Genomic DNA, 24,586 nt, shown 5'->3' with positions numbered 1-24,586 from the left:
TTTATTATCTTATCACTTTTCAGCGTTTCGTGTCAACAACTTTTTTAAAAAGTTTTTTGTGACCGTTTCGCTTTCGTTAGCGACAAGGAATATCTTACCATCAGGCTTAGCTCTTCGTCAATAACTTTTTTTGAAAAGTTTTTTGTGAGCTCGTTTTGTTGTTGCTTGCCTGACTGGCGGATATTTAATTTATCATTATCCCCCATATTATGCAAGGGTTTTTGAAGTTTTTTTTAGAATTTCTTAGATTTATATCTTCTTACCTCTTCTTTTGTCGCCATACGTTGATACAACTCTTCAATAATCTTCCTCTTTTCCTCAATACTCTTTCCTATACCCCTTCTGCTTTTGCTTGCTCCTCTTTCTTCCTTATCCGATGTAATTCTTCTTTTAACAAATCTCTTAACTCCATTTCTTCTATATCAGTAATTAATAAACCAATCATCTGGCGCCTCCTTTTTAGTTATATCTTGTCCGCTTTCTCATATAGATAACCTAAGGAATGCTTTGTACAAGGAGGGGTTGTTAATGGCTCAGTTTTACGTCGTTAATCGTCGGGGAGGGAAAAAGTATTTATTTATCGCAATGGTAGCGTTTTGTACCGCTTGTATTCTTCTAATGGATCGACCGTTCTTAGCCGTATTCTCAGGTCAAGATGGTTCAGTTGCATTCTCTAGTGCTGACATTGAGGATGAGAAAACGAGTTTGACGTTTAATGTAAGTTGGGGGGAAGCAAATGTTGAGCCGATCTTAGATATACTTGAAGATAAAAATGTAGATGCTACGTTCTTCGTGTCTGGTGTCTGGTCGGAACGTCATTTAGAAACACTTCAGCGAATGATTGATGACGGACATGAAGTTGGAAACTACGGCTACCGCTTCAAACCTTACCCTGACCAAGAGATTGAAGAGATGCGCAGAGATATGTTGCAAGGACACGAAAGCATAAAAGATGCGATTGGCGAAGCACCTGTGTTCTTCCGACCACCTGCAGGTATTTTTAATCAAGATGTTCTCGATGCAGCTGAAAACCTCGGTTACTCTGTCATTCACTGGGCAACTGACGGGAAAGACTGGCAAAATCCTGGCGTCGATGAAATCTTAGCAAACATCCAAGATGAACTCTCGCCCGGTGACGTCATTATGCTTGATGCATCTGACTCAGCGAAACAAACCGTAGAAGCCTTGCCACTCATTATTGAAGAATTGCAAGATGCAAACTACGAGTTCGTTTCACTTGAAATGTTAATTAGCGGGGCAGAGGCTAGTTACGAAGAAATGTAATTTGTAAGCAATAGAGCAGTTCGCATAAGAACTGCTCTTAAAATTGTTGAAAAGGGGTGCTGCGATCGGTCTTATACGAATGTTGCTCGGTGATTGACTGAATAATTTCCAAGTTTCGAGTAACCGATAGCGCTAAATTCGTTGCACTCGTGCCATGCGAATGCTCTAAGTTCGTCAACATGTATAGGTTCGAGTTAACATCTCGCTCTGATTTAAAAACTAAACGATAATCTCTCGTTACTTTATGCAACCCTTCCGCTTCATAGACAAGCTCATCACTCATGCTTTCAAGGAACGTTGGGATATTTGGTTTGTAGCCTGTCGCAAAAACTACAGCCTTTGCATGCACATTCCATTCTTCCTCGGTTTGTCCATGTTTACAATACAAGTTGTAGCCACCTTCGTCCTCTTTTGCTTCTACAATTTCAGTAGAGGACTGAATGGTAACTGGAATATCATTGATTGATGTTCGATGGTATAGTAGCTCATAAATATTGTGCAACGTTTTCCCTTCTACACCATTCCGTAAATTACTTAATGACTCTAGTGTCTTTTGTCGTTGCTCAAATGGTAACTGATGAAAATAATCAACATAGTCTGGTGTGAATTGCTCTTGACCGAGCTTACTTTCTTCTAATTGAAAGAATCCTGGAGAACGTGTATACCAGCTTAACTCGTAGTTGTATTCTTTTTGTGATTCGAGTAAGTCATAAAAAACTTCTGCCGCACTTTGCCCCGAACCTACTACAACAATCGAATCATTCTCTTTAACACGATCTGCATGAAACGTGTATAAACTTGAATGAATCAATGATTGATCTTTATTATCTTCAATACCAGGAGGTAACAGCGGCTCACTGCCTGTCCCGACTATAACGTGTTTACTTGTGACGTAATTTACCGAACCTGTATCCACCGTAACGATTCCACACGTGAAATAATCTTCGTGAGGAATGACCTCAATAACCCTTTTGTTAAAATGTAAATTTCCCAATTGATCTACTACCCAACGACAATACGCTTCGTACTCTTTACGAGGAATGTTCCACTCTTTAAAAAAATAAAATGGAAACATGCGATTTGTTTCATGAACATAATTCAAAAATGTATACACGCTCTTCGGATTTGCCAAAGTAATAAGATCGGCAAGAAAAGAAATTTGTAAGTCCGTTCGATCGATCAACATTCCTGGATGCCATCTAAATTCCGGACTCTCATCAAAAAAAGCGACGTTTAAATCGGTCCCTTCTTCGCATATTGCCGCTAAACTTAGGTTGAACGGTCCAATACCCACACCTAAAACATCATAGTCGATTGTTTTCATTTCAATAACTCCCCTTTTAACGTTCCCTTATCCATACCCGTTTCCCTTAAAAATACGCATAAAAAAACACGAGCGTCTGCTCGTGTCGTACTTATTTCTTTGAACGTTGAATACGGTGTAGCGCAATTAATTGATACGTATTAGCAAATAACAATGGCGCAAGATAAATCCAAAGCCATTCGCTATCGTTGACTTGTTGAACCGTTAACGCAGGTACCCACTCAATTGTCGTAATGACAAACATAAAGAACGTTGCTGGAATAAATGCTGTATAATTCGTTTCTTTCATCTTCCAATAGGCAATCAGTAACGCGTATATAAGCAACAATGTCGGCGTTAATAAATAGGCAGTCCAAGGTTCACCATCTGCATAAGCAATATAACGCAAATAGACAAGATCAAAAAATACAAATGCAATTAAAAGAACTTGAACCAAATTCCAAAGCTTTGCGGTTTTAAATAGCGATAACGCAAAGCGATGCAAGATTAAGTAAGCAAAGTAACCCATTTGTGCAACAATGCTAATGGCAGCTCCAATTCCAAGCATCCATATCGTTCCCCAGAAGAAATTCCAGAACCCTTCACCCTGGAAAGCATCCCATCTTAAAGGTATACCGACAATGGCACCGCCAACTGCACCGACTATCATTGTCGTGAAGAATAAAAACACAACTTTTCTAGTATTCACACGATCATCCCTTAGTACAGATTCACACCCTTTTAATTCTAACAAGCCCATTGACAAAAAGCCAGTTCACCTTAAAAGCGTTGCATATTTTGTCACCATTTGCACAAATTAAGCGAAAAGCGAAAGGGGGATCTGTTGTTGCAGAAGCACTTATCTATACTCATTGTATTTACGATGACACTTCTTCTCACAGGATGTGCAGCTTATCAAGGCGAAGCACAAGCTGATTATGATGAAACGAAACGAATGGTCGCTGATGTCATTAAAACCGAAGAAGGAAAACAAGCATTGCGAGAGGTTCTTACAGAAGAAGAATTCCAAACGTCACTCGTCATGGAACAGTCGTTCGTCCAAGATACGATCACGATACCTTGACATCTGAAGAAGGAAAAGCCTTTTGGGGGCAACTCATTGATGATCCTAAGTTTGGCGTTAAAGTGGCCGACAGCATGCAAACGAAAAATGAGGAAGTGTTAAAACGCCTCATGAAAGATCCTGATTACCAAACGATGATGATGGAAGTCATGCACGACCCAGAAATGGAACAAGCAACGCTTGAACTCATGAAAAGCAAAGAATTTCGAGAACAAATCATGACCGTTATTGAAGAATCCATGCAAAACCCTCGCTTCCAAGCTTCTTTACAAAAAATCGCAAGTGAAAGTGAAAGCGGAGGTAACTCTGATTCAGAAGAAGGCAACAATCGTGAGTCAAGCTCAGAAGATGAAAATTCTAATGAAAGTGAAGAAGAGTAAAGCCCTTAGACTTTACTCTTCTTTGTTTATTGAGATTCCTTCTTATCAATTACTCGACGAGCAATCTCTCCATATATTTCTCCAATTGGGTGATCTGCCGCATAAACTGATGGTGCAAAATCATTCTCGTCAATATCTGGTTGACCGAGTGGCACTTGTCCAATAACGTTTGTCTTTAATTCTTCAGCTAGACGTTCACCACCGCCTTGACCAAATACATATTCTTTCTCTCCTGTAGCTTGGCTCTGGAAATAAGCCATGTTCTCTACAACGCCGAGAATTCGATGGTTACTCTTAATCGCCATTGCGCCAGCACGTGCAGCTACAAAAGCAGCTGTTGCATGTGGTGTCGTTACGATAATTTCATCTGATTCAGGAAGCATCGTGTGAACATCCAAGGCAACGTCACCTGTTCCTGGTGGCAAGTCTAGAATTAAATAATCTAAGTCTCCCCACGTAACTTCTTTAAAGAAGTTCGTAAGCATCTTTCCAAGCATCGGCCCTCTCCAAATAACAGGAGCATTATCCTCTACAAAGAAGCCCATTGAAATTACTTTTACGCCGTAGCGCTCAACAGGATGGATTTTGTCACCTTCAACGGTAGGACGATGTTCAATCCCCATCATATCCGGAACACTGAAACCATAAATATCTGCGTCAACGATTCCGACTTTTTTACCTTCTCGCGCAAGCGATACAGCAAGGTTAACGGATACTGTTGATTTACCAACGCCACCTTTTCCACTTGCAACGGCAATAAATTTAACTTTGTTATCCGGATCTAGAAGACCGGCACTTTTTGCTTCTTGTTCTGGGTCACGATGTTGTTCAATCTCTTCATCAGTCAATTGCTCAAAACGTAAGCCAACACTGTCCGCTCCTAGTTTCTTAACAATGGCAACGATGTCTTGCTGGATCTTCATCTGACCGCCTGTACCTGTTTGGGCTAAGGCAATTTTCAAACTTACGTTCTCGCCCTTAATCTTTACTTCTCGTATTCCGCCCGTTTCGAGAATACTTTTATTCAAATCCGGATCTTGGATTGGTTTAAGTACTTCAATAATTTCCTTTTCGTTTAACAACCCTGACACCTTCCCTTCAAGTGTATACCGACACTATTGTATCATACCTGAAAGGTTGGTTTTAGTTTCCTGCCTCATTCTCTTCTGCTAATTCTGGAACTTTATACCGTAGCATTCCTTGATAAATACTCGCCGCTACTTTGTCCTGATATTCTTCAGTGCCAAGATCAGCCGCTTCTTGGATATTCGATAAAAAACCTACTTCAACAAGAACTCCTGGAATTTCAGCACGGTCCACTAGAAATATATTATGAATCGGCAAAGCGGAACGATTCGTATTCTCTAATTGCCGAACCATTTCACCTTGAACACTTTCTGCCATAAGCTTACTTTCTTCAAACGTACGGTTATAGAATGTTTGTGCTCCTCGCCATTTTGAAGATGGCGTTGCATTTAGATGGAGTGAGACGTAGTAATCCGCATTCGACGAATTTATAATTTCTAATCGACTTTTCAAATCTTCAGTTTTTCGATTTGAAAAACCCCTCGTACTTTCATTGGCAAGATCAGAGTCATCTTCTCTCGTCATATACACGAGCGCCCCAGAAGCTTGTAAGTAATCCCTTAATTTCAAAGAAATATCGAGTGCTACATCTTTTTCTAACGTACCGCTCTTTGCCACTGAACCCCCATCAACACCACCGTGACCTGCGTCTAAGATAATGACATTTCCACTTAAAGGCATTTCAAGCGTTGATGTATCTTCGTTAGAAAAAGGGCATACATACTGTAAGCCATCACACCTGCAAAAAGTATGACTAACATCCAAGCGAACTTCATTCGTTTTTTCATGTCCAAACATCCTTTACGAAGGGATAGTTCAATGTATGCAAAAGGAGACAGGCATATGCCTATCCCCTAAGCCTTAACTCTCCCCCGCTGAAGACCTGTTTGAAAGCCTAGATTCCACCAATACGAAACGTAAAGCGAAGCGCCTTCGAGTACCTTTCTAGAATCGACGGAATCATCTTGAATCCAGTCAGAGATAAACAAGTTTAGCTCTGTAATTCTTGACTCTAGATGATTAGGGTCTGCTTGTTTTTTCTTTGTTTTTGCCTCACTGATTCCAGCTTTTGCAGCATATAAAAATGTTTCAATCGCTACATCCATACACACTTCTTCTAAAAAGGATTGGCGAAAACGGAACTTCTCGTTAATCGGGACGAGAAACTGTTCCGAAGCACGGACGAGATCGTCCATGCTAAGTGTATGAAGCAACGATTTCTCGATCTCCCATTCCCTAGCTCGTTTTTCTTTTTGAAACGATACAACAGCTCCCATCTGCTCCCCCTCACTAATTAGTATGAGAAGATCGCTTTAATTCATAACTGGGAATGCCATTAGGAAATGTTTCACGGGAAACATTTGAGCGGTATAATCCATTCTTTACACCATCGTAATATCATACCGAAACAATATAAATGAGACGGCAAAGCCGTAAATAACAACCATACATGTTCCAACAATCATCGCGATCATGAACTGAGCACCCCTCTTTTTTAAAAAAAACTATTTCACTAAACAAAGACACTAAAAATTAGTGGGACGGCTAGGCTCACTTTACTAAACGCAGTAATGGTTCCATTCGTTGTTGCTCCCGAGCCGCGGAATATGTCGCAAAAGGGCAGCCGATGTCGAGCACACGTGTCACGACATTGCTCAATGTATAGTTTGTCGGGTCTAAATCCTCGGTTAGTTCATGCCAATACAACGGAGTAGAAATCGTTCCTTCTATTTGTAACCTTGGGCTGTACGGAGCTATAAGCGTTTTATCTTTCCCATGCTGCACATAGTCAACGTACAGTCGCTCGTTCCGATTCTTTTTCAATCGCTCCGTCGTATAGTTGTCTGGATAAGCCTCAACCATTATGTTTGCAATCCCTTCGGTAATCAGTGCCGTCTCTTCATACGTTACACTTCCTTCTTTGATTGGAATGAATACTTGCAAGCCTTTATTTCCAGATGTTTTCACAAAAGAGATTAAGTCAAGATCATCTAAAATTCGCTTTAGAAGTTGAGCAGCATGAATCGCTAAATAAAAATGGTTTCGATCCGGTGGGTCTAAGTCAAAGACGATCTCATTGGGCCGTTCGCAACAGACCCGCTGGAACGGAACGTGATACTCAATTGAACCATGATTGGCTAGCCAAAGAAGACCTTCTAGCCGGTTACAAACAATTTCACTAGCCTCAGTCGTTTCTAATAAATCAAGCGGAGCATAATCCGGCATTTGCTTTTGGAAAAACGTTTCCTTTGTGACCCCGTCAGGCGCTCGAATAATCGTCAATGCTTTGTCTTTAAGAAATGGCAACATGTACGGAGCAATGTGACGCATATAAATTAACAAATCTTTTTTCGTAAGGCGAGGCCAAAGTTCCTTTTGCAAATTCTTGATAGGAACGCTCCCAGGAAACTGCGCCAAATCAAGTTCTACTTGTGAAACTGTACAGTCTTTTACTTGAATGCTCGGATCGATTTGCTCAAATTCCGGCTCACGCATCTCACCAGATTCCACACCTAGCGTGCGAATCTTCCCGACTACTGCAGGTGGTAAATGATATTCCCCGTTTTGCTCTTCACCTTTTTGTTGAAAAAGTTCGTGGAGCATTGCAGATGACTCTTTCGATAAACCGTGCTTACATTTGCCTATCGTAATTAATGAAGAACGTTGGTCCTCATAAGCCTGCACTGTAAAGTAACCATTGCTCGGATTATACTGTGTTATTATCCCTTGAATGACACGCCAGTTTTTTATCTTTAACCAATAGTAATGTCGCTTTCCTTTTTGATAAACGCTCGTTTTCTTCTTCGCTACAATTCCTTCGCATTGATAATCAAATACACACTTTTCTATGACAGGAAGTTCCGTAAATGTATCGACAACACGAAACCGATCGTCATTAGGAAGGCGATTTGTAATTGTACTAAGCTGTTCCTTACGCTTTTCAAGTGGGAGATCACGTATCTTTACGCCAGCATACCGAATTAGATCAAACGCCATCAAAGTCGCAGGTCTTAGTTTCGCCTTTTCTTGAATCCGTTCAGTGCTCTTCATCCGTCCACGTACTTGAATGAGGCTAAAGTTTGCTTGATAACGATGATTTAACACGACTAGTTCCCCGTCAATTTCTACAGGTAAGTAGTCTTTCACATGTTGACCATTCGACTTGCACCACTCCACCACTTCCGGAAACCGCTCGTTCAAATCGTGATTGTTTTTACTAAGCAGTGTAACCGTCTCTTGTGTCCAAATCAGACGGCATCGAAATCCGTCGTACTTGATTTCATACAACCATTCATCTCCCGTTGGAACTGTTTCACTTATAATGGGTTTCATGACATCCATCATCGTTCACCACCTTTTGAGTAGGTTGTGTTAATTCCTGCAAATTACTATTCCACTCGTATAAAAAATCTTCCCAAATCCAAACTACTTCTTATAAGGAGCGATGCATCATGCACACGATGTGGAAAGGCACAATTAGCTTTGGACTCGTTAACATCCCTGTAAAAATGCATGCAGCAACTGACAACAAAGATATTCAACTACGTCAGCTACACAAAAAATGCAAGACCCCGATTAAATATAAGAAAGTCTGTCCCAACTGCGAAGAAGAAGTTTCAAATGATGACATCGTAAAAGCCTATGAGTATTCAAAAAACAAATACGTGATTCTCGATGACGAAGAACTTGAGAAATTAAAGAACGATCAAGAAGACAAAGCCGTTGAGATTATTGACTTCGTACAACTAGATGATATCGATCCCATCTACTTTAGTAAAAGCTACTACTTATCCCCTAATGAAGGAGGATCAAAAGCTTATGCGTTACTAAGAGAGGCGCTTAAAGACACTCAAAAAATCGGCATCGCCAAAATGATGATCCGATCAAAAGAGCAACTTGCTGTAATTCGCGTTTATCAAGGCGCTCTCGTTGTCGAAACCATTCACTTCCCTGATGAGGTGCGGTCTACAAAAGACGTCCCTAACATTCCCGAACAAAACGAAGAGATCGGAAAGAAAGAACTCGATACAGCCAAATTACTCATTGAACAACTCACCACAGAGTTTGAACCAGAAAAGTATCAAGACGATTACAGAATCAAATTAGAAGCACTAATTGCAGAAAAGCTTTCCGCTGAAGAAGTAACTGTATCACAAGAAACAAAATCAACACCTGATAACGTCACCGATATTATGGAAGCACTAGAGAAGTCCATTAACCGAGCAAAGAAGAATCAACCGAAACCAAGAACAAAGAAAAAAGCCGCTGCCAAAAAGCCCGCGACTACAAAGACATCAACAGCGAAGAAAAAAGCAACGTCTTAAAGTTGAATACAAAAAAACAGCCAGTAAGGGAAAACCCTTTCTGGCTGTTTCGAATCGATTGCTTAACGCTTCGGTAACTGCGGGTTCGCATATAATCAGGCTTCACAAACGCTTTTGTATATTACTTGATTATTACGGCTAGTTATCCACAGGTTTTTAAACAACCTCACCAACAAATATAAGTATTCAATTACGTTAACTTTAATATCACAAATCATCTTAATGTTAATCAATTATACCACTTAAGAGTGTGAAATAGAAATAAATACGTAATTATTCACTTTCACCACTGTATTTCACGATCACTAAAGAACCAAATTAGCGTTACTTATATTAATGAAGGAACACGATATGCTGTTGGGAAAATCACAGATGTAAATAATGCCGATAAACAAATTACCATTAAGCATAAAGATGATTTTTGGGTAGTGGAGATATACATTATTTGAAGTTCGAAATCATAAGTAATATTAATAAAATATAAAAAAGTTATTTTCCCAAATTTTGATATCAGATTTTGAATGACTAAGCCTTAAGGTATAGGGGAATTAAGGATTGAATGTTCTGAAAAGTATATTCTAACATGAGCTAATTAACCCCAAAAGCGAGTATTTTCCTGTTTTTTTATTTGACATCAGTATATAGGAGAGTTATTATGAATACAATAAATCAAAGGGCCGTCTTCGGCTAGGGAAAACCTTTATTATAGTTAAACTATAATGGAGGTTTTTTTCTTTTCCCTCATCAAGTACAATAGTACTAAAAGGAAATGAGGGGGATTTTTGGTAGTTTTAGATAAACCTTTTATTAACTTGGATAAACAATTAGAAAAATTGGAAAGTCGCGGGCTTATAATACCAGATCGTAATTTCGCGAAGAAGCAACTACTTAAAACTACTTATTATGATTTGATAAATGGCTATAAAGATATGTTCCTTATTCAAGGTGACGACGAAGATGATAAATACATTGAAGGAACTACATTTGAACAAATTTATGAGTTATTTCATGTTGATAGAGAATTAAGAAACTGCACTTTGCATCTTTTATTAGATATTGAAACAAGGTTCTATTCTAGTCTTTCGTATTCTATAGCTGAAATTTATGGGGAACAAGAAAGTTGTTACCTGAACAAGGACAACTTTAAAATGGGTCAAATTCAACGTCATAACAATAGGTACGAAAGAGACAACCTCTTCTCTAAAATAGATAAGAAAACCAAAAAACCAAAAGTACAACCTTTAATATATTACAAAAAAAAGTATGGAAATATTCCTCCTTGGATTTTAGTTAAAGATTTAACTTTCGGGGAGTTAGTAATGTTGTATAAACTGTCAAAGAGCAATGTAAAAACAAATACAATCCGCCATATCATGAACGAAGATGATATTAATGACGAAACCAAAGAATTTTTTCTGGCGAGTATGAAATTATTTAATCAATACAGAAACTGGGCTGCTCATGGGGGAAGAATATACAATTATAGTCCTAGAGTTTCACTACCTTATAACTCTCAGCACTTTGAAGTGCTCAATATTAATCGAGCAAAGTATAATCAAGGACAAGGTCAAAGTGACTTTTCAGCACTTGTAATCGGAGCGCTGTTTTTCTTGTCTGATCCAAGGGATTTATTTGAATTTATAATTAAGATAAATAACAAGTTAAATGATTACCAACAAAAGCAGCCAATACAACATGAAAAAATATTAAAAGAACTAAGATTACCAAGCAATTTTTATCAGGCGATTATGGGTAAGTTTGGATTATAGTAAGTTTAGGAACCAATTTTAGTAAACTTCAACAGGGTATGCATATATCTCTAACAAACGGGGATTTTATAAATGTCCGATCCAATTCCCGCGTATATGCATACATTGACACGTCGCTTTTATGGGGCGTGTCCTCTTTATGTATAATTCATCAAAAACTTGTACATAATTGTAGTACAGCAGCCCTTTGTTTTGTTCTCGCATCAACCTTGACACGTCCCATTGTGGGGCGTGCTTTTTTGTATATTTTATAAGTTATTCCGCATACTACAAAATGTCTCTCCCGAGATACCTAGGTTATGATATTCAGTTGACACGCCTTGACTCCTTGGCGTGTTTCCTTTATTTAAACAAATAAAGCCTCGGACCCCCTGATCCGAGACTTCTTATGTAAGAACCACTAACCAACCAATAGTCCCCCTTCAAAATTACTGTTATCCTTTCTGTATGTCAATAAACTTTCAACTAATTGATATATTCTGATGTAATTCGGGCATCTTATAACTATGGTTAGTCCACGAACCTATATCAATTCTGCGGGCATGTTCTTTTTGAGCGTGCATTAAAATTGATGTATAGTTGCCGTTACTTTTGCGCATTATATAAATGCCTCTCTCTTAGCAGTCTTACGTTATGATAATCTGGTTGTACACGTCTCAATTAAATGAGGCGTGTTTTTTTATGTAACAATGTATATAATTCCAATAATGGGATAAGTTATTACTGTCCACTCCTAATCAAACGTAAATGCATACATCATCCTAGACGCGCCCCTCTATGGGGCGTGCTTTTTGTTTAATTATCACTCTAGCATTTGAGTTAATGCTTGTTTAGTTTTAGTTTTAAATATTCCAAACACGGGAAGCAATACTCTAATACATTCATAATTTTTAGAGGGGGTCACTATGAGCAGGCAGGGAGTTAGAAACTTTATAGTATTCACTGTTGCGGGTGCTTTATTAATGACCATTTTTCAAATCATTTTCCGACTTACACAAAATGCACCAATATCTATAGAATCAATTTTTCCTTATACTTTAATTGGATTAATTCTAGGGTTAATACTTGCTGGATTACGATTTCTTATAAAGGGTGATGTGTGGGAAAAAACTTAAACCCAAGATTATGTATAAAACTGGTTTAATTTAACATAATATTTAATACCTGAAACGGGTATACGAGTTCTTCTCTCATTGAGCGCATTCACCCCGAGTGCGCTTTTTTGCATAAAAAAACCCCGCACGGTTAAGTAACGGGGCAATCGCTCGACCAGTGCGAGCAAATGATGGACTTTAATTATAGCACTTTAGTCTTGTTTAATCATTACTATATAGCTAGAAACTTTTACCTTTTAGTTAAAAGTAAGACGTCTCATCATACCGTGACCAAGAGCATTTAATCCTCGCAAGAAGTTAGGCTCTGTGATTTGATGCGCTGAACGTTCTCGATCTGCACCGCGTACGCTTGCTCTCCAATCAGAAGCGATAGAGAATTCAATCGCAGTATCGTGATTTGCTGAATCACTATAGAATGAGTAGATATGGTTTGTCCACCAGTCTGTAAATGGTTGGTTCCCTTGAACATCGCCTGTGTTCATGTTAGCAAGGAAACCACCTTTGTCCACTGGACGGCCAACACTTGATGCCATATGAGTAGGGTAGTCTGTGGTGTTCTGACGAATAGACATATTAGGATTCAAATTATCTGGAATAACTGTGACCATTTCTCCGCGAAGGTTATACAAATGGCGGTTACCAATGACGATGTAGCCATCTTGCAGATCTTTAGCACCTTGTTGGAAAATGGAGTCAACTTCTTCGTGGAATTGTCGATTGTGAACTGTACCGAATGCCATCATCCCTAAGTGCATTGTCGACCAAGATGTGTAACCTGCAATAAGGTATGGGCGTCTTCCTCCAGTTGTCATGGTCTTTCCAGTATAGCTACCTTGGCTAATATCGTAAACTAGAGCATTGACGATGTATTGACCAATGTTTCGCATACGTACATATGAAGCTCCTCCTGGACCTGTATATGAGTAAGGATCTCCGTTGTTATTCATGTAGGAGTCCATTGCCATTGCATAACCATACCAAGTAGTAGCATTAAAACCTGCGTAACTATGAGGGATTCCTCCTGCAAGGGTATCTACCTTATATTCAGCCATCATATTCTCGAATGAACGTCGGTTAGGCGACAGTCCAGAATCATCTAATAAAGAACGACCTGTTTCTGTATGATACGCTCCAAACCATTCAAACGTTTGTTCATACAAAATATCTGTACGGGTATTGTGCATACCAGCCATTAAATTGTATCCATGACCTTTAATAATTGCACACATTGCAGCCACTGCTCCAACTGCAGCAGTTGAGATATCTTGTTCTGGAAACCTCCCTCGAATAAAGTATTCTCTATAAAGCCCACCACTTTGTTGATCACTATTAGTGTTGGTCTCCAAATAGATTGCATTAATTCCTCGTCTAAGCACTGCTCGAACTCGACTAGCTAGCGCAGTATCACCGTGATTAGTTCGTGCCTCAAATTCAAGTCTTGATAAAAAGATCATCATTTGAGCCATTCTGTAATAACCGCCGTGCATGTAAATAGATCGCATCTCTCCATTAGAACGACGATACTGCTTAACTCCTTCATCAATCGCTGAACCCATATGATCAAAATCAACAAAATACTGCTGGAATACTCGTTTACTTACATCATAAGCGTTAGTCATTTAATCACCTCTAGTTAGAATTAGAAACTGAGTTGAATCCAAATACTCTATGACAGGCTTTTTGCATCTGCTTGTACACCTGTCACAGTCGTTCCTTAGTTAGCGAAATCGTCTGTGGGCCCTACAAACGAGCAACTGAATGGAACGTATGTTCTTATTTTAACAAAAGAAAAAAACCTACATTAAAAATAACGTAGGTCTATTTATTCATAATTTTGATTGTAGCTTTTGTTCTGGTGACTTATCTATCACATTTACTTACCATCTTCCATGCGTTTAATTACTGTAGCTTGTTGCGCTCGTGTGATCGGGTGGTTCGGATTCTTGCCGTTAAATACCTTCCGCTTAGTTAGATCATTCCAAGCCTCTTTGTGTGTTTCTGGCACGGTTTGTGACGGCTGAGCGAGTACTCCTTTTGCTAATACGCCCATTGCATCACTTGCGGTCAGCTCATCATTCTTGTAAGCTTCTTGCTCATTCTTATTGCCGTGTCGATTAAGGATTTCCTCAAATCGTTCTTTACCTGATGCCCACTGAAAATCTCCTGCTTTCACATAGATCACCTCTTCTTTTTGTGGTTCGTGTACAACTGACTTCACTTCTTCTACCTGACCAATCAAGCGCTTAAATCTCGTCCACGGGAAGTTACGTCCCGGACAGCTCGTGCTACCAACATCGCTGTGACGGTATACGTCATTCGCTGTTAAACCATGTTGGTTCATGAGCTTACGGACTTCTTGTACAAAGCGCAAAAATAGTTCTTCATCGATGTGTTCGACGTCATAGTTCCCTTCGACACAAACTCCAAGCGAATCACTGTTTTCATTAGCAGCATGAGCGCCTACATTAAGTCCTCTAAGCTCGTAATATTGGTGATTCTTTTGTAGATAATAATTGTATCCAGCGCCTGACCATCCTTGGTTGCGATGTTGGTTATGGATCTGCAGATAAGAGTATCTTACAGCTGCGGGGTGGTGGATAATGATACGTCTTACCTTATTGATTCGCGTCAAACTACCCCAACTTAAATGTGGCTTGATCAAAGTTACTCCTCCTTATCAGGTGTCACATGCTTTGCAATCTCAAATAAACCGACTGCTGCTAGTCCACTAATGCCGCCTGCCCATAAACGTTCCACCACTTCTAAATCTGTAAACGGAAAAGCAGCCACTCCAAGTAAAAGTCCTATGATCAAAGCTACCAACGGAACTAGACGTTTACTAATTTTTGACTGCTTGACACCTTGTACTACTCCTGCTGTGACAGGGGCTATCAACGTTGCTAATGTTAAAATATCAACCATTTCAATTCCTCCTTAGAAGCATATGCTTCATTTCTGATACATCCTTTTGGACGTCATTAATGGCTTTCAAACCTTCCGCTTGCTTATCAATAACCTCGATATAACGCTTTTCGCTTCATCGTTCCTTGCCTGTAAACGCTTCTCTCTCTCATCGTTTTTACGCATAATCCACCAAACACCAATCCATAGGATGGCTAAAAGTAAAATAAAAAGGACACCGAAAATCCCGATGTCCGATTCAATTCCATATGCGATGACGTCTTCCCACATCACTTGCCCCCTTTTGCTCATAAAAAATACGCCTACACGGCGTTCTTACGTAGCTCTCTCTTTACCAATCGAATAAAATCAGGCATGTCATTGCCAAACGTTACAGATAGCGAGCGACTTTTATCACGCTCGATCACCTCCTCGACATCCTCGATCCTAGCATCAAGGTTACTCCCCATTTACGATTTTGTACTGTTACAATGTCGCCTAGATTCCAGTCTCTCTCATACTGAAACGGGGACTCGGTCAAGATTTGGCAAGTAAATGACTGCTTTCGTGCCTTTTCTGTTAAACGTTCTTCTCCACGTTGGTAAAGCTGTTCTTCAATCTCTTCAACGGGACGCGGGACCATTTCACCCGTTTCTTCGTCTTCAACTTCCTCTTCAACGTCCCGTGCGTCTACAAACTCCTCTACTCGATCCAACCCGTCACCATCACCAACAACGACAATACGACGCTCAGCACCCTCGCCCTGTCCAGCTACATAGCAAACGGTCGCATAATCAAGGATGGAGTCTAAAAACTCTTGCTCGCCTACTGAATCAAATTCAGGTGAAAAGATGACAGGAGGATTTTCCGTCTGCCCTGCTGTAAGGTCCCGACCTTCATAGACCTCCATTACCCACTTACGTTGATCATAGTCGAGGTGACAGAGCCAACCTAGACCAGATAGCGTGGACATGCGCTCTAATTCCTCGTCTAACTTTTTATAAGAGGCTTGCCATTGGACACGTCTACCACGGCCTTGATCGTTAGCAACTACAACCTGCTCTTTCTGACGACTACCTTTATGCCTCTCGTGCTCATCTGGGGCGGTGAGGTTATTACGGATGTAGTGTTTCATGACTGTTTCTGCGTTTGCTGTAATCCGGTCGTAATCAACGCCATTAGGAGCGAGCGTTAACACATCCTTTACCACACCTTCTAGTGTCGTGCCTTTAATCTCCCACAACTCACTCGATGCACCGCTAGCATCCAGTTTGGGATTGCGTTGTAAGATGCGTCCTGCTCGTCTCGTGTCGTTTCCCACCATGATTAAGTTGTTCGTTTGGAAATTGCTTACATCCACATTGTTTTGATTTACTGTTAGTACAAAGTCTCCTACCGTAGACCAGCGACGTTTAAAGATCACAGAGTCGTACAAATCAAATTCATCAAGCAACTCAATATCAGGTGTAAAAACTCGGATTGAGTACATGAGCAATAACTCCTTTTTTGCATAAAAAATACGCTTTACTCAGCGTTACGTTCTGTAGAGGCAATCGTCTCAAATTGCTCTTGAGTTAATATTCCTTTCTTTACAGCTTTTTGTAAATCGTCTGTGGTGCAATGCTCTTCCCCTCTTAGCCACTGCCTCAAAAATAAATTAAAGTATGCGTTCATAACTACCTCCTCAACACTAAATCGAATATAATGTCGTCTTGATCATCTTGTGAACTTTGCAACCTTTCATTCATTAATCTCAACTCTCGATTTTCCTTTACTAACTCTTGCGCAATGGTGCTTGCCTCGAAGAACTATAACCATCAATAGCTAAATAACTTTTCCCTTTATTATTTCGTCTAATAGTACGCACTACTATCCTATTTGCAATTTCATCCCCTGGTTTGAATCCATGTTCATTATACTCATCTACCACTAACAAAAACCCTTCAGGTACAAGAATAGGTTTAATTTCATGTATACTGAAAACAATATCTTCTTCGTTAATCAATAAATACATTAAAACACCTCAAATTTTAAATATATTCAAAGTAGACTCGTTGAAACCATGACCAAACGTTTTGAGCGTTATTTGTGTAGTAGTTTCCAGTATGTTGATGTCTAAAAAGAATAAAGTACGAACCTCTTGCTTCCTGAACATCTAAAGTTAATGTAAAATCCCCACCAGATCCACTACCTCTCATCGTATAATAAGGTATATTTTGGTATGTTGCTCTATTCCTCATTGTATCTATGCCAATTATAGGTCTACCCATAGTTCCGTTGTTAGAGCCTCCATTATTCACTCTTCCATGCACTACAATTCTCTTAATATTATCTAAGTTCACTCTTGAAGTAGTAGCAGCTTGAACATAGTGTCCTTCGTTAACTCCCCATTGACCTCCCCAATGCCAACCAACATAATAATAACCTCCAGCGCTAGCATTCGACCTAAATTCAGTTGCAATTTGTGACATATTTGAATGGTTAGAATTTCCACCTCGTGATACTGAACCAGTAGCTTTCCAAGCAGCATCATTATCAGACTCTAATCCTATAAAACGATCATTTAATACTTCTTCATTAATAAGGTACTCAGCAGTATCACTACTAGCTCCACTAAAACTATTTAAAGCTATATTACTCTCATGATATTGATTCATGGTATTAAAAACATTTATACTTGCGCCCGTTAGCCCCAAAGCTAATCTAGCTTTTTGCCGTTCATCACCATTTTTCAAAATATTAGACAATGCGATATTAGGATTGGATGGTATATAATTTTGAACTAAATTCTTACGAAGATAGGAATTAAGCATTGAATGCTCACGTATTGCATAAGAAGTTGACTCAGAAGTAATTATTTTAATTATTAATGAATCCTCTTCCAAAATGTGTATATTATAATCATCAAGTACTTTAATAATCTCATTTGGAGTCATACTTTCTGGACTAAAGAATAACTTTAACACTCTTTGCTCATCACTAGCTTGTAAAGATGTAAGCAACAATGCGCGGTTGCCAGAAGTGAAAGCGACAAATAGTTCATCTTCGCGCCTTTCAAATAATTTAGGGACGAGTTCATTTTTCCAAGTCACTTTAAAACCTCCTAACTGTTTGACGTTCCTGTAATGTAACCGTTGGAATTTCTATTAACGTATTCTCTTGATGTTAATACTAAATGCTCCCCTGTTGGATCATAAGCATTTCTATCAATATAAGAAATATTGTTATTGTCACTCCGGTTATAGACCTCCTCGTAAATCCTCTTATCGCCAACATAATTTTCGATACGAATGATGTAATTTTCACCATTTCTAATAAATTCTTCTCTTCTCGGCTCTTGCATAATTCTTTTGTTTATAAGATAGCTAAATGGCAAAGCATGTCCACATACTTCGTAATTGTTTTTCTCATACGTAATGTCTTTTTGTTCAATTATATTAACGCCAGCACTCACATAAATTTGTGCAATACTAATTTCATATATTGCTTCTGATCGCATTAAATCAGGGGGCGAGGGTACAGAAGAAGCGTTACCGCGTTTAATATATATATCCATCCCATTAATTTGATCCATTCTGATGATTACGCGATCTATTCTATCAAAGGACTCATTAGAATCTGCAACTGTCTTGTTCGTTGGTTCCTCTAATCGACCGTAGCGCCCTTCAATAAAACAAACGCCCGTATCAATATGAACGACCATTGATAAAGGGTTGTTTTGTGTAATTTGAAACTCCAACCCTTCGCCAGGCATCACACCGTCACCAGCGAGATACTGAAACACTTGTCCCCAATCCCTAGCCGTGTACTCTCTACCGTCATCATAAAAACGACTGTCTAACTGCGTCATACTTCACCCCTTAGATTCCGACATATTGTTTTCTGTATTTCAAAAGTACTCTTGCGTTCTCATGTCCTTCATCTGCTTCATAAGAGACGACATTTCGTCCCGGCACTAAATTCCAAAACACTGACCTCAAATCAATGTATCCCATAGCGTTCTGACCATTTATACGAACATACTTGTTTGTGGTTGAAGTAGAGATTTCAAGTACATCACCCTCGTTCAATTGTTGGTTAATACGAACAAACTGCCCCGTGGTTTTATTGATAACCATTGGGTTAATTGAAGGACCATTAAACTGGATTATGACTGGCGTGGCAACATCACCGTCATTGCGGATAATCGCATCATCCCCCGTCTTGCAAAAGAAAAAGAACTTCATTGGAAAGGATAATCCGCCAACATAGGCAGCCATTTCCTCTGTGAATTCCCTTGTGCTTAGCCAATATGGATTAGGGGCTAAAAGTTCAATTGAGCTATTTTGTTTTACAAATCCTTCTGATCCACCTTTGCTGAATCTCGGCGCACCGTCAGCCAGACAAAAGATTGTGTAGTCTTCTCCGCTTTCAGTAACCACTCTAAGCCTTCCCATTCCAGCTTTTGGATTAAATACTCTAGCATACTGCCTGCGTTTCTCATCCAACTTTCGAGTATCCCCGAAATTAGAAGTGTTAATAACAATTGAACGAGGGTCCATATACGTATCTAAATACGTTGAGCCGTCTTGGAACGGCGCTGCCTGCATCTGTGTCTCTACATCACTACCACCTAACCCCTGTATATCCCTTATTCGATGCTCAGCACGAGAATTACGGGCAAACACAATGCTCTGTCCCCGTGCATTTGTATATGTTACACGCATTATGTCAGCCCTCCTAAATCCTCTGCGAGTCGTTTGTTAGCTTTGCGTTGATCACGGCGTTCGTCTGATGGGTTAGCTGTGCGGGTAAACGTCTGGTCGATCTGTTGGTGGATAATGGTTTGAGGTGATTTACCGCCATTGCTATCACCAGAATTACGTCTGTTAGCCGATACCTCTGCACTCATTGCGTTATTAACCATCCTAGATGTTCCTAGCGCCACTTCTGGTGTGACGGGTTTAATCATGCCTGTTGATAGGTCATCAAGCGCTCGATAAACCATATCAGCGTTTTTCTCGATCCCTACTGCGATACCAGCCGGAATCCAACGACCTACATCGTCCCTCATCACATGAGATGGAGAGTTGATTTTAAGAGCGCTCTGCATGGTTCTCCGTACTTCATTTGCAATGCTTCTAGCCGTTTGCATCACCCGTGATCGACCAGCTTCAAGACCTCTCTGCAAGCCAGACATTGCGTCATTTCCGATCTGTTGGAAATCGCTAGGTAAGCTATTAAAAGCACTTACCATATCCCGTGATAAGGAATTGAGAACGGATAAGACTGAGCTGGAACCCGACTCTACTCGATTAACCATGTTACTCATGGCTTGCTGGGTATTTGCTGTCAACAAGTTAAACGCTCTCTCAGGCTCAGCAGGCAATGTTCGAGCAAACGTAGTCATCGTGGTAAGCATGAGTCGTGTACCATTTTGCATCAACTGGTTATTGCGAGCCATATTGACCTGAGTAATCTGCGTCAGACGCTGTAATGATTGCTCGTACGGCGGTAAAATGCTCGTCGATAATGTTGTGATCGTAGCGACCATGACCGTTGATCCGTTTTGCATCTGGTTAACCATGCTGGTCATATGCTGTTGCGTAACGACTGGCAATCGACTTAACGTCTGCTCTACTTGATTAACGGCCGTGTTATTGGTCTGTACAATCTGATTAAAACTACGGTTTGTGTCTGCAATCACTCGGTTAAACATCTGATTGACGGCATTTGTGACATTATTAGAGCCGTTTGTAATCCCCTGAGTTAATCCGTCTGTGATGCCTGTCCCGATGTCTCTAAACACTCTTGATGGACTGTTGATGCCTAACTTGTTCTTAGCTGCGGCGATCGTAGCCTCTGATTGACCCTCGGTAGCTCTCTCAACATCTTTTGTACCAGATTCAATACCTTGTGCCATTCCTGCAGGAACCATAAGACCAATCTCATCAAAACCCGCACTAGCAATTTGATTCCTCATCGAAATAGCACTGTCATCAACCATACTAGCTGCCATTCTAACAGCTTCTTCATTACCCTCTCCCATTGCTAATGCATAGGCGTCGGTAGCAGTTTTTGCACCATCACCGTAAATGTTAGCTAACTCACTGAGCTTCCCGTCTTGATCATTATTTGAGGAGTCTAAATTTGAAACCAAAACCGATAGCTCGGCGGCTTGGTCTGGACCTAATTGTTCAATCCAACTCATAAAGCCAGTGTGCTGTTCTTTAGCAGCCCACTCCATCAACCTTGCTTGATTCTCTCCCACTCAGCTACAGCAGTCTGGTTGTGTTGCATTGTTTCAATCATGCTTTCCATCGTGTGTTCAGTTTCGAGGTCGATCTTCTGAAAAGCATCTGTTGCAACGTCTTTTAATTTTTCGTATTGATCAGACATTGCATCGACCGCTTCTTTAAGCGCACCTTCAAGATCGTCATAAGAATTTATTTGTCTGAGATTTCCTTCTTCAATTGCTGTAGCAGCATTTTCAGAAGCAGTGGCAATTTGTTCCTCGGTAACCTTGTATTGCTCGCCTAGTTCAGCTTGGGTTTCCTTGAGCGCATTTTCTGTCTCATTCAATTCTTCCGATCTTTCCTTCGATTCACTTCTAGTAAGATTACCGCTTTCTTCAATTTCTTTCCTTTGCTCAATAACTTTAGCTAATTCCTCTTCAACTTCGGCCTGTTGTTGAGTGATTTCTGTAAGACGAGATAACGCTTCTTGTGCAACATCTTGTTCACGCATGAGATCAATACGATGTTTCAATTCTTCTGACGACATGTTTAATGCTTCTGCTTCCTGATCATAAGCTAAATTCAGACCATCTATTGATCCGTTAAGCTGTTCAATATATTGGGATAGCATCTGTTTTTCTGCAGCAGATTTGTTTTCTTTGTTAGTTAAGTCTTCAATCTTATCCGCTAGGTTTTGATTTTCTTCAGCTGCTCCTCTAATTTCCGTCTGGTTTTGTCTATAAGTCTCAGAAGATGAATTTACTGATTCATTGAGCGCTTCTGTACTTTCGGCAAGTTGTTCGTTCCCTTCTGCCAACCTTTCCGATTCCTCACTAGCACTAGTAAGCCAAGAAATTAAACCTATGATTCCACCAACTAACAAACCGATTGCCGCAGTAATCCATCCAATTGGTCCTAACAAGAATCTCCAGCTACCGCTAAAGCATTCGCTGCACCTGTGGCGGCAATTTTAGCTGCTGTTAGCAAAGATATGCTACCTGTAAAAACTGCCATCACCGTAGAAGCTGTTGCTAATATTGCATTTTTAGCAGCTTGTGCAGCTATATATGCGTATATCAATGCTGTGCTTTGTGCCTCAGCTAAACTCCTTTTTCTAATTGCGATAGTAAACAAATCTACAATTAGTGCCCCGGTCTGCATTATAGTGTTAGATTTTTGTATTGCAGCTGCCATTGTAGATATTGTTGCATGTAAAGCAAATGCGGCTGCCATACCTATTAATGCTGGCGTTAAGGCGCTCACAACAGGGATTGCAGCTTGAACTACTGTAGCAAAAGCTACAAAGAAAGGAGTAGTAGCTTGAATGATACTTTGTATGGCTGAGAATGACGTATCAATTCCAGCTTTCATACTATCTATATTCTCTGCAATCGTTTGGCCTGTAATTTCTCGCGACAACTCATTAAATGAATCAATAATATTTGCCAAGTTTCTCGATGCTGCAGTACTAAGGTTAGTTAGTGATGTAGCAATCCCTAAACTATTTTGCCTTGCAAGGTCTGCCATGACTCCTGTACCAGTACCAACTTCTATTAATCGATTGTTAAATTCAGTTAAAGGTATGGTCCCATCTTGAAGGGCAGTATACAAGTTATCTTTTGCGCTAGCTCCTGCAAAACCAAAGCTTTCAGCGATTTTAACCAACCCAACATCCATTGTTTCTGATAACGTTCTCCATGTTGTTAAATCAAGGGTTCCTGTTTGTAATACTTTAAGATATTGTTCTATACCTCTTTGAGCCGCGCCCGCACTAGTTGCTGATCCTAGTAATGCGTTGTTAAGTGCAAGAGCTGTATCAGTTGCTTTGTCCATATCGCCAAATGAAGTGTACATCCTCTGTGCAGTACTAGCTATTTCATCTAACTTTGTGGGCAGCCCATCGATACCATCTGCTAAACGAGTCATAGCTCGTTCAGATTCATCTGCCGATACTCCTAATGCTTGTAATACTTTAGGAAAAGAATCTAGAGTATCAAAACGGGCTATCGCATCATCAAGAGACTTATTTAACTCCCTGATTGCTACAGTTGCAATAGCAACAAGACCGATGGATTCGGCTAGCTGACGCACTGAGATTGATGCTTTCTGAGCAGTCTGATCGGCGTCGTCCATCTCTTTTGACATACCGCCGACTTCTTTGCTTGCATCGGAACTACTTTTTCCAGTGCCGTCAATTGACTCTTGTGCGTTTTTCATTCCGCCCGCTGTGTTCTCTCCGCTTTTTCCCAAACCTTCCATCGATTCGCTAGTCTCTTTCACGGTTTGCGAAGCTTGCGAGCTACTTTCACTTACACTTTCAACAGCCTCTTTTGCTCCGTTCAATCCCTCAGTTGAATTAGTGCCGCTCTCACCTAAACCCTCCACAGCTTCGCTTGCTCCGTTTACTGTAGACGTCGCCTGCACACTGCTATCCGAGACACTTTCAATCGCACCTTCTGCACTTTGTAACCCGGTTCCGGCATTGCTTCCGCTGTCCCCTAGTCCGTCAATAGCATCACCAGCACCCTGTACAGTTGACGTTGCTTCTGTGCTACTATCGGAAACGCTATCGATTGCACTTTCAGTGCCTTGTAGTCCGTTACTAGCATTACTGCCACTTTCACCTAAGCCATCGATTGCGTCGCCTGCACCTGAGACGGCAGACGTTGCCTGAGAACTACTGTCTGTAACTCCATCAATTGCCCCGTCTACGCTTTGCAATCCATTACTTGCATTGGTGCTACTGTCGCTCAATCCGTCAATGGAGTCTGATGCACCTTTAACCGATGATGCCGCCTGACTGCTACTGTCAGAGACTCCGTCAATCGATCCTCCTGTACCATCGAGATTTGAACTGGCATGAGTGCCCGAATCCCCTAAACCATCTAAAGCATCTGACGCACCCTTCACGGTCGAAGACGCTTGGCTTGAACTATCTGATACACCATCGACTGCACCGCTAACACTATCTATACCTTGGCTTGCGTCACTACCGCTATCACCAAGACCGTCAATTGCGCTAGCTGCACCATCTACGCTGTTTGATGCTTGGCTACTGCTATCAGACACGCCATCAACAGCACTTGATGCACTATCCAATCCGTTGCTTGCTCCTGCTCCACTA

Annotated in this window: 24 protein-coding genes; 5 read left to right on the top strand and 19 right to left on the bottom strand. The window is 40.4% G+C overall.

The window, feature by feature from the left end; genetic code table 11:
* Window positions 1-528 precede the first annotated feature (528 nt).
* Window positions 529-1,284: a polysaccharide deacetylase family protein gene (locus tag JCM19038_RS16350; protein ID WP_042420085.1), complete on the top strand. Its 756-nt coding sequence runs from the start codon at window positions 529-531 to the stop codon at window positions 1,282-1,284.
* Between the two features lie 37 nt (window positions 1,285-1,321).
* On the opposite strand, the gene JCM19038_RS16345 is transcribed toward JCM19038_RS16350, so the two are convergent.
* Complete coding sequence (locus JCM19038_RS16345) at window positions 1,322-2,608, bottom strand: lysine N(6)-hydroxylase/L-ornithine N(5)-oxygenase family protein (protein WP_042420082.1); 1,287 nt, start codon at window positions 2,606-2,608, stop codon at window positions 1,322-1,324.
* 91 nt (window positions 2,609-2,699) lie between these two features.
* Complete coding sequence (locus JCM19038_RS16340) at window positions 2,700-3,296, bottom strand: KinB-signaling pathway activation protein (RefSeq protein ID WP_042420130.1); 597 nt, start codon at window positions 3,294-3,296, stop codon at window positions 2,700-2,702.
* A 138-nt stretch (window positions 3,297-3,434) separates the two neighbouring features.
* On the opposite strand from JCM19038_RS16340, the gene JCM19038_RS21215 reads away from it, so the two are divergent.
* A complete protein-coding gene (locus tag JCM19038_RS21215; protein ID WP_052361836.1) occupies window positions 3,435-3,671 on the top strand; it encodes a hypothetical protein in 237 nt (78 codons plus the stop codon).
* A complete protein-coding gene (gene gerD / locus JCM19038_RS16335; protein ID WP_052361834.1) occupies window positions 3,668-4,051 on the top strand; it encodes a spore germination lipoprotein GerD in 384 nt (127 codons plus the stop codon). The genes JCM19038_RS21215 and gerD overlap by 4 nt, the downstream gene beginning before the upstream one ends.
* 26 nt (window positions 4,052-4,077) lie before the next feature.
* On the opposite strand, the gene JCM19038_RS16330 is transcribed toward gerD, so the two are convergent.
* The 4 genes from JCM19038_RS16330 to ligD form a co-directional block, all read right to left on the bottom strand.
* The gene (locus JCM19038_RS16330; RefSeq protein ID WP_042420081.1) at window positions 4,078-5,133 is read right to left on the bottom strand and encodes an Mrp/NBP35 family ATP-binding protein; all 1,056 of its coding nucleotides are present in this window, start codon (window positions 5,131-5,133) and stop codon (window positions 4,078-4,080) included.
* 61 nt (window positions 5,134-5,194) lie between these two features.
* Window positions 5,195-5,902 carry an N-acetylmuramoyl-L-alanine amidase CwlD gene (cwlD, locus tag JCM19038_RS16325; RefSeq protein WP_042420127.1) on the bottom strand — a complete coding sequence of 236 codons (708 nt, stop codon included), beginning with the start codon at window positions 5,900-5,902 and terminating at the stop codon, window positions 5,195-5,197.
* Window positions 5,903-5,991: 89 nt separating this feature from the next.
* A complete protein-coding gene (locus tag JCM19038_RS16320) occupies window positions 5,992-6,414 on the bottom strand; it encodes a DUF2521 family protein (RefSeq protein WP_042420070.1) in 423 nt (140 codons plus the stop codon).
* 274 nt (window positions 6,415-6,688) lie between these two features.
* Window positions 6,689-8,482 (bottom strand): DNA ligase D, encoded by a 1,794-nt coding sequence (gene ligD, locus JCM19038_RS16315; RefSeq protein WP_307190052.1) that lies wholly within the window; start codon window positions 8,480-8,482, stop codon window positions 6,689-6,691.
* 107 nt (window positions 8,483-8,589) lie between these two features.
* On the opposite strand from ligD, the gene JCM19038_RS16310 reads away from it, so the two are divergent.
* Window positions 8,590-9,462: a Ku protein gene (locus JCM19038_RS16310; RefSeq protein WP_042420067.1), complete on the top strand. Its 873-nt coding sequence runs from the start codon at window positions 8,590-8,592 to the stop codon at window positions 9,460-9,462.
* A gap of 782 nt (window positions 9,463-10,244) precedes the next feature.
* On the top strand, window positions 10,245-11,231 hold the full coding sequence (locus JCM19038_RS16305) for an Abi family protein (RefSeq protein WP_042420065.1): 987 nt from the start codon (window positions 10,245-10,247) through the stop codon (window positions 11,229-11,231).
* Between the two features lie 1,351 nt (window positions 11,232-12,582).
* Here JCM19038_RS16305 and JCM19038_RS16295 read toward each other — a convergent pair.
* The 13 genes from JCM19038_RS16295 to JCM19038_RS16240 form a co-directional block, all read right to left on the bottom strand.
* Complete coding sequence (locus JCM19038_RS16295; protein ID WP_042420059.1) at window positions 12,583-13,965, bottom strand: hypothetical protein; 1,383 nt, start codon at window positions 13,963-13,965, stop codon at window positions 12,583-12,585.
* Between the two features lie 254 nt (window positions 13,966-14,219).
* Window positions 14,220-15,008, bottom strand: a complete 789-nt coding sequence (locus JCM19038_RS21210; RefSeq protein WP_052361830.1) for a peptidoglycan recognition family protein — start codon at window positions 15,006-15,008, stop codon at window positions 14,220-14,222.
* Window positions 15,009-15,010: 2 nt separating this feature from the next.
* Window positions 15,011-15,268: a holin gene (locus JCM19038_RS16285; protein ID WP_042420056.1), complete on the bottom strand. Its 258-nt coding sequence runs from the start codon at window positions 15,266-15,268 to the stop codon at window positions 15,011-15,013.
* A gap of 66 nt (window positions 15,269-15,334) precedes the next feature.
* Window positions 15,335-15,538, bottom strand: coding sequence for a hypothetical protein (locus tag JCM19038_RS16280; RefSeq protein WP_042420052.1), 204 nt, complete (start codon window positions 15,536-15,538; stop codon window positions 15,335-15,337).
* Between the two features lie 133 nt (window positions 15,539-15,671).
* Window positions 15,672-16,736: a siphovirus ReqiPepy6 Gp37-like family protein gene (locus JCM19038_RS16275; protein ID WP_052361828.1), complete on the bottom strand. Its 1,065-nt coding sequence runs from the start codon at window positions 16,734-16,736 to the stop codon at window positions 15,672-15,674.
* Between the two features lie 35 nt (window positions 16,737-16,771).
* Window positions 16,772-16,921, bottom strand: coding sequence for an XkdX family protein (locus JCM19038_RS22435; protein WP_152549484.1), 150 nt, complete (start codon window positions 16,919-16,921; stop codon window positions 16,772-16,774).
* A 100-nt stretch (window positions 16,922-17,021) separates the two neighbouring features.
* Window positions 17,022-17,261: a hypothetical protein gene (locus JCM19038_RS16270; protein WP_042420050.1), complete on the bottom strand. Its 240-nt coding sequence runs from the start codon at window positions 17,259-17,261 to the stop codon at window positions 17,022-17,024.
* 16 nt (window positions 17,262-17,277) lie between these two features.
* Complete coding sequence (locus JCM19038_RS16265) at window positions 17,278-18,339, bottom strand: hypothetical protein (protein ID WP_042420048.1); 1,062 nt, start codon at window positions 18,337-18,339, stop codon at window positions 17,278-17,280.
* Between the two features lie 11 nt (window positions 18,340-18,350).
* The gene (locus JCM19038_RS21205) at window positions 18,351-19,097 is read right to left on the bottom strand and encodes a hypothetical protein (protein WP_052361826.1); all 747 of its coding nucleotides are present in this window, start codon (window positions 19,095-19,097) and stop codon (window positions 18,351-18,353) included.
* Window positions 19,098-19,107: 10 nt separating this feature from the next.
* Entirely contained in the window at window positions 19,108-19,953 is an 846-nt protein-coding gene (locus JCM19038_RS16255) for a phage tail family protein (protein WP_052361824.1), read from the bottom strand.
* On the bottom strand, window positions 19,953-21,497 hold the full coding sequence (locus JCM19038_RS16250) for a hypothetical protein (protein ID WP_152549483.1): 1,545 nt from the start codon (window positions 21,495-21,497) through the stop codon (window positions 19,953-19,955). The genes JCM19038_RS16255 and JCM19038_RS16250 overlap by 1 nt, the downstream gene beginning before the upstream one ends.
* On the bottom strand, window positions 21,473-22,384 hold the full coding sequence (locus tag JCM19038_RS16245) for a hypothetical protein (protein ID WP_042420042.1): 912 nt from the start codon (window positions 22,382-22,384) through the stop codon (window positions 21,473-21,475). The genes JCM19038_RS16250 and JCM19038_RS16245 overlap by 25 nt, the downstream gene beginning before the upstream one ends.
* Window positions 22,378-24,561 carry a tape measure protein gene (locus JCM19038_RS16240; protein ID WP_042420040.1) on the bottom strand — a complete coding sequence of 728 codons (2,184 nt, stop codon included), beginning with the start codon at window positions 24,559-24,561 and terminating at the stop codon, window positions 22,378-22,380. The genes JCM19038_RS16245 and JCM19038_RS16240 overlap by 7 nt, the downstream gene beginning before the upstream one ends.
* Window positions 24,562-24,586 lie beyond the last annotated feature (25 nt).

This window comes from Geomicrobium sp. JCM 19038, assembly GCF_000698125.1.
In the GTDB taxonomy this organism is placed as follows: Bacteria; Bacillota; Bacilli; order Bacillales; family Marinococcaceae; genus Geomicrobium_A.
This window is presented reverse-complemented; position numbering and strand designations above follow the sequence as displayed.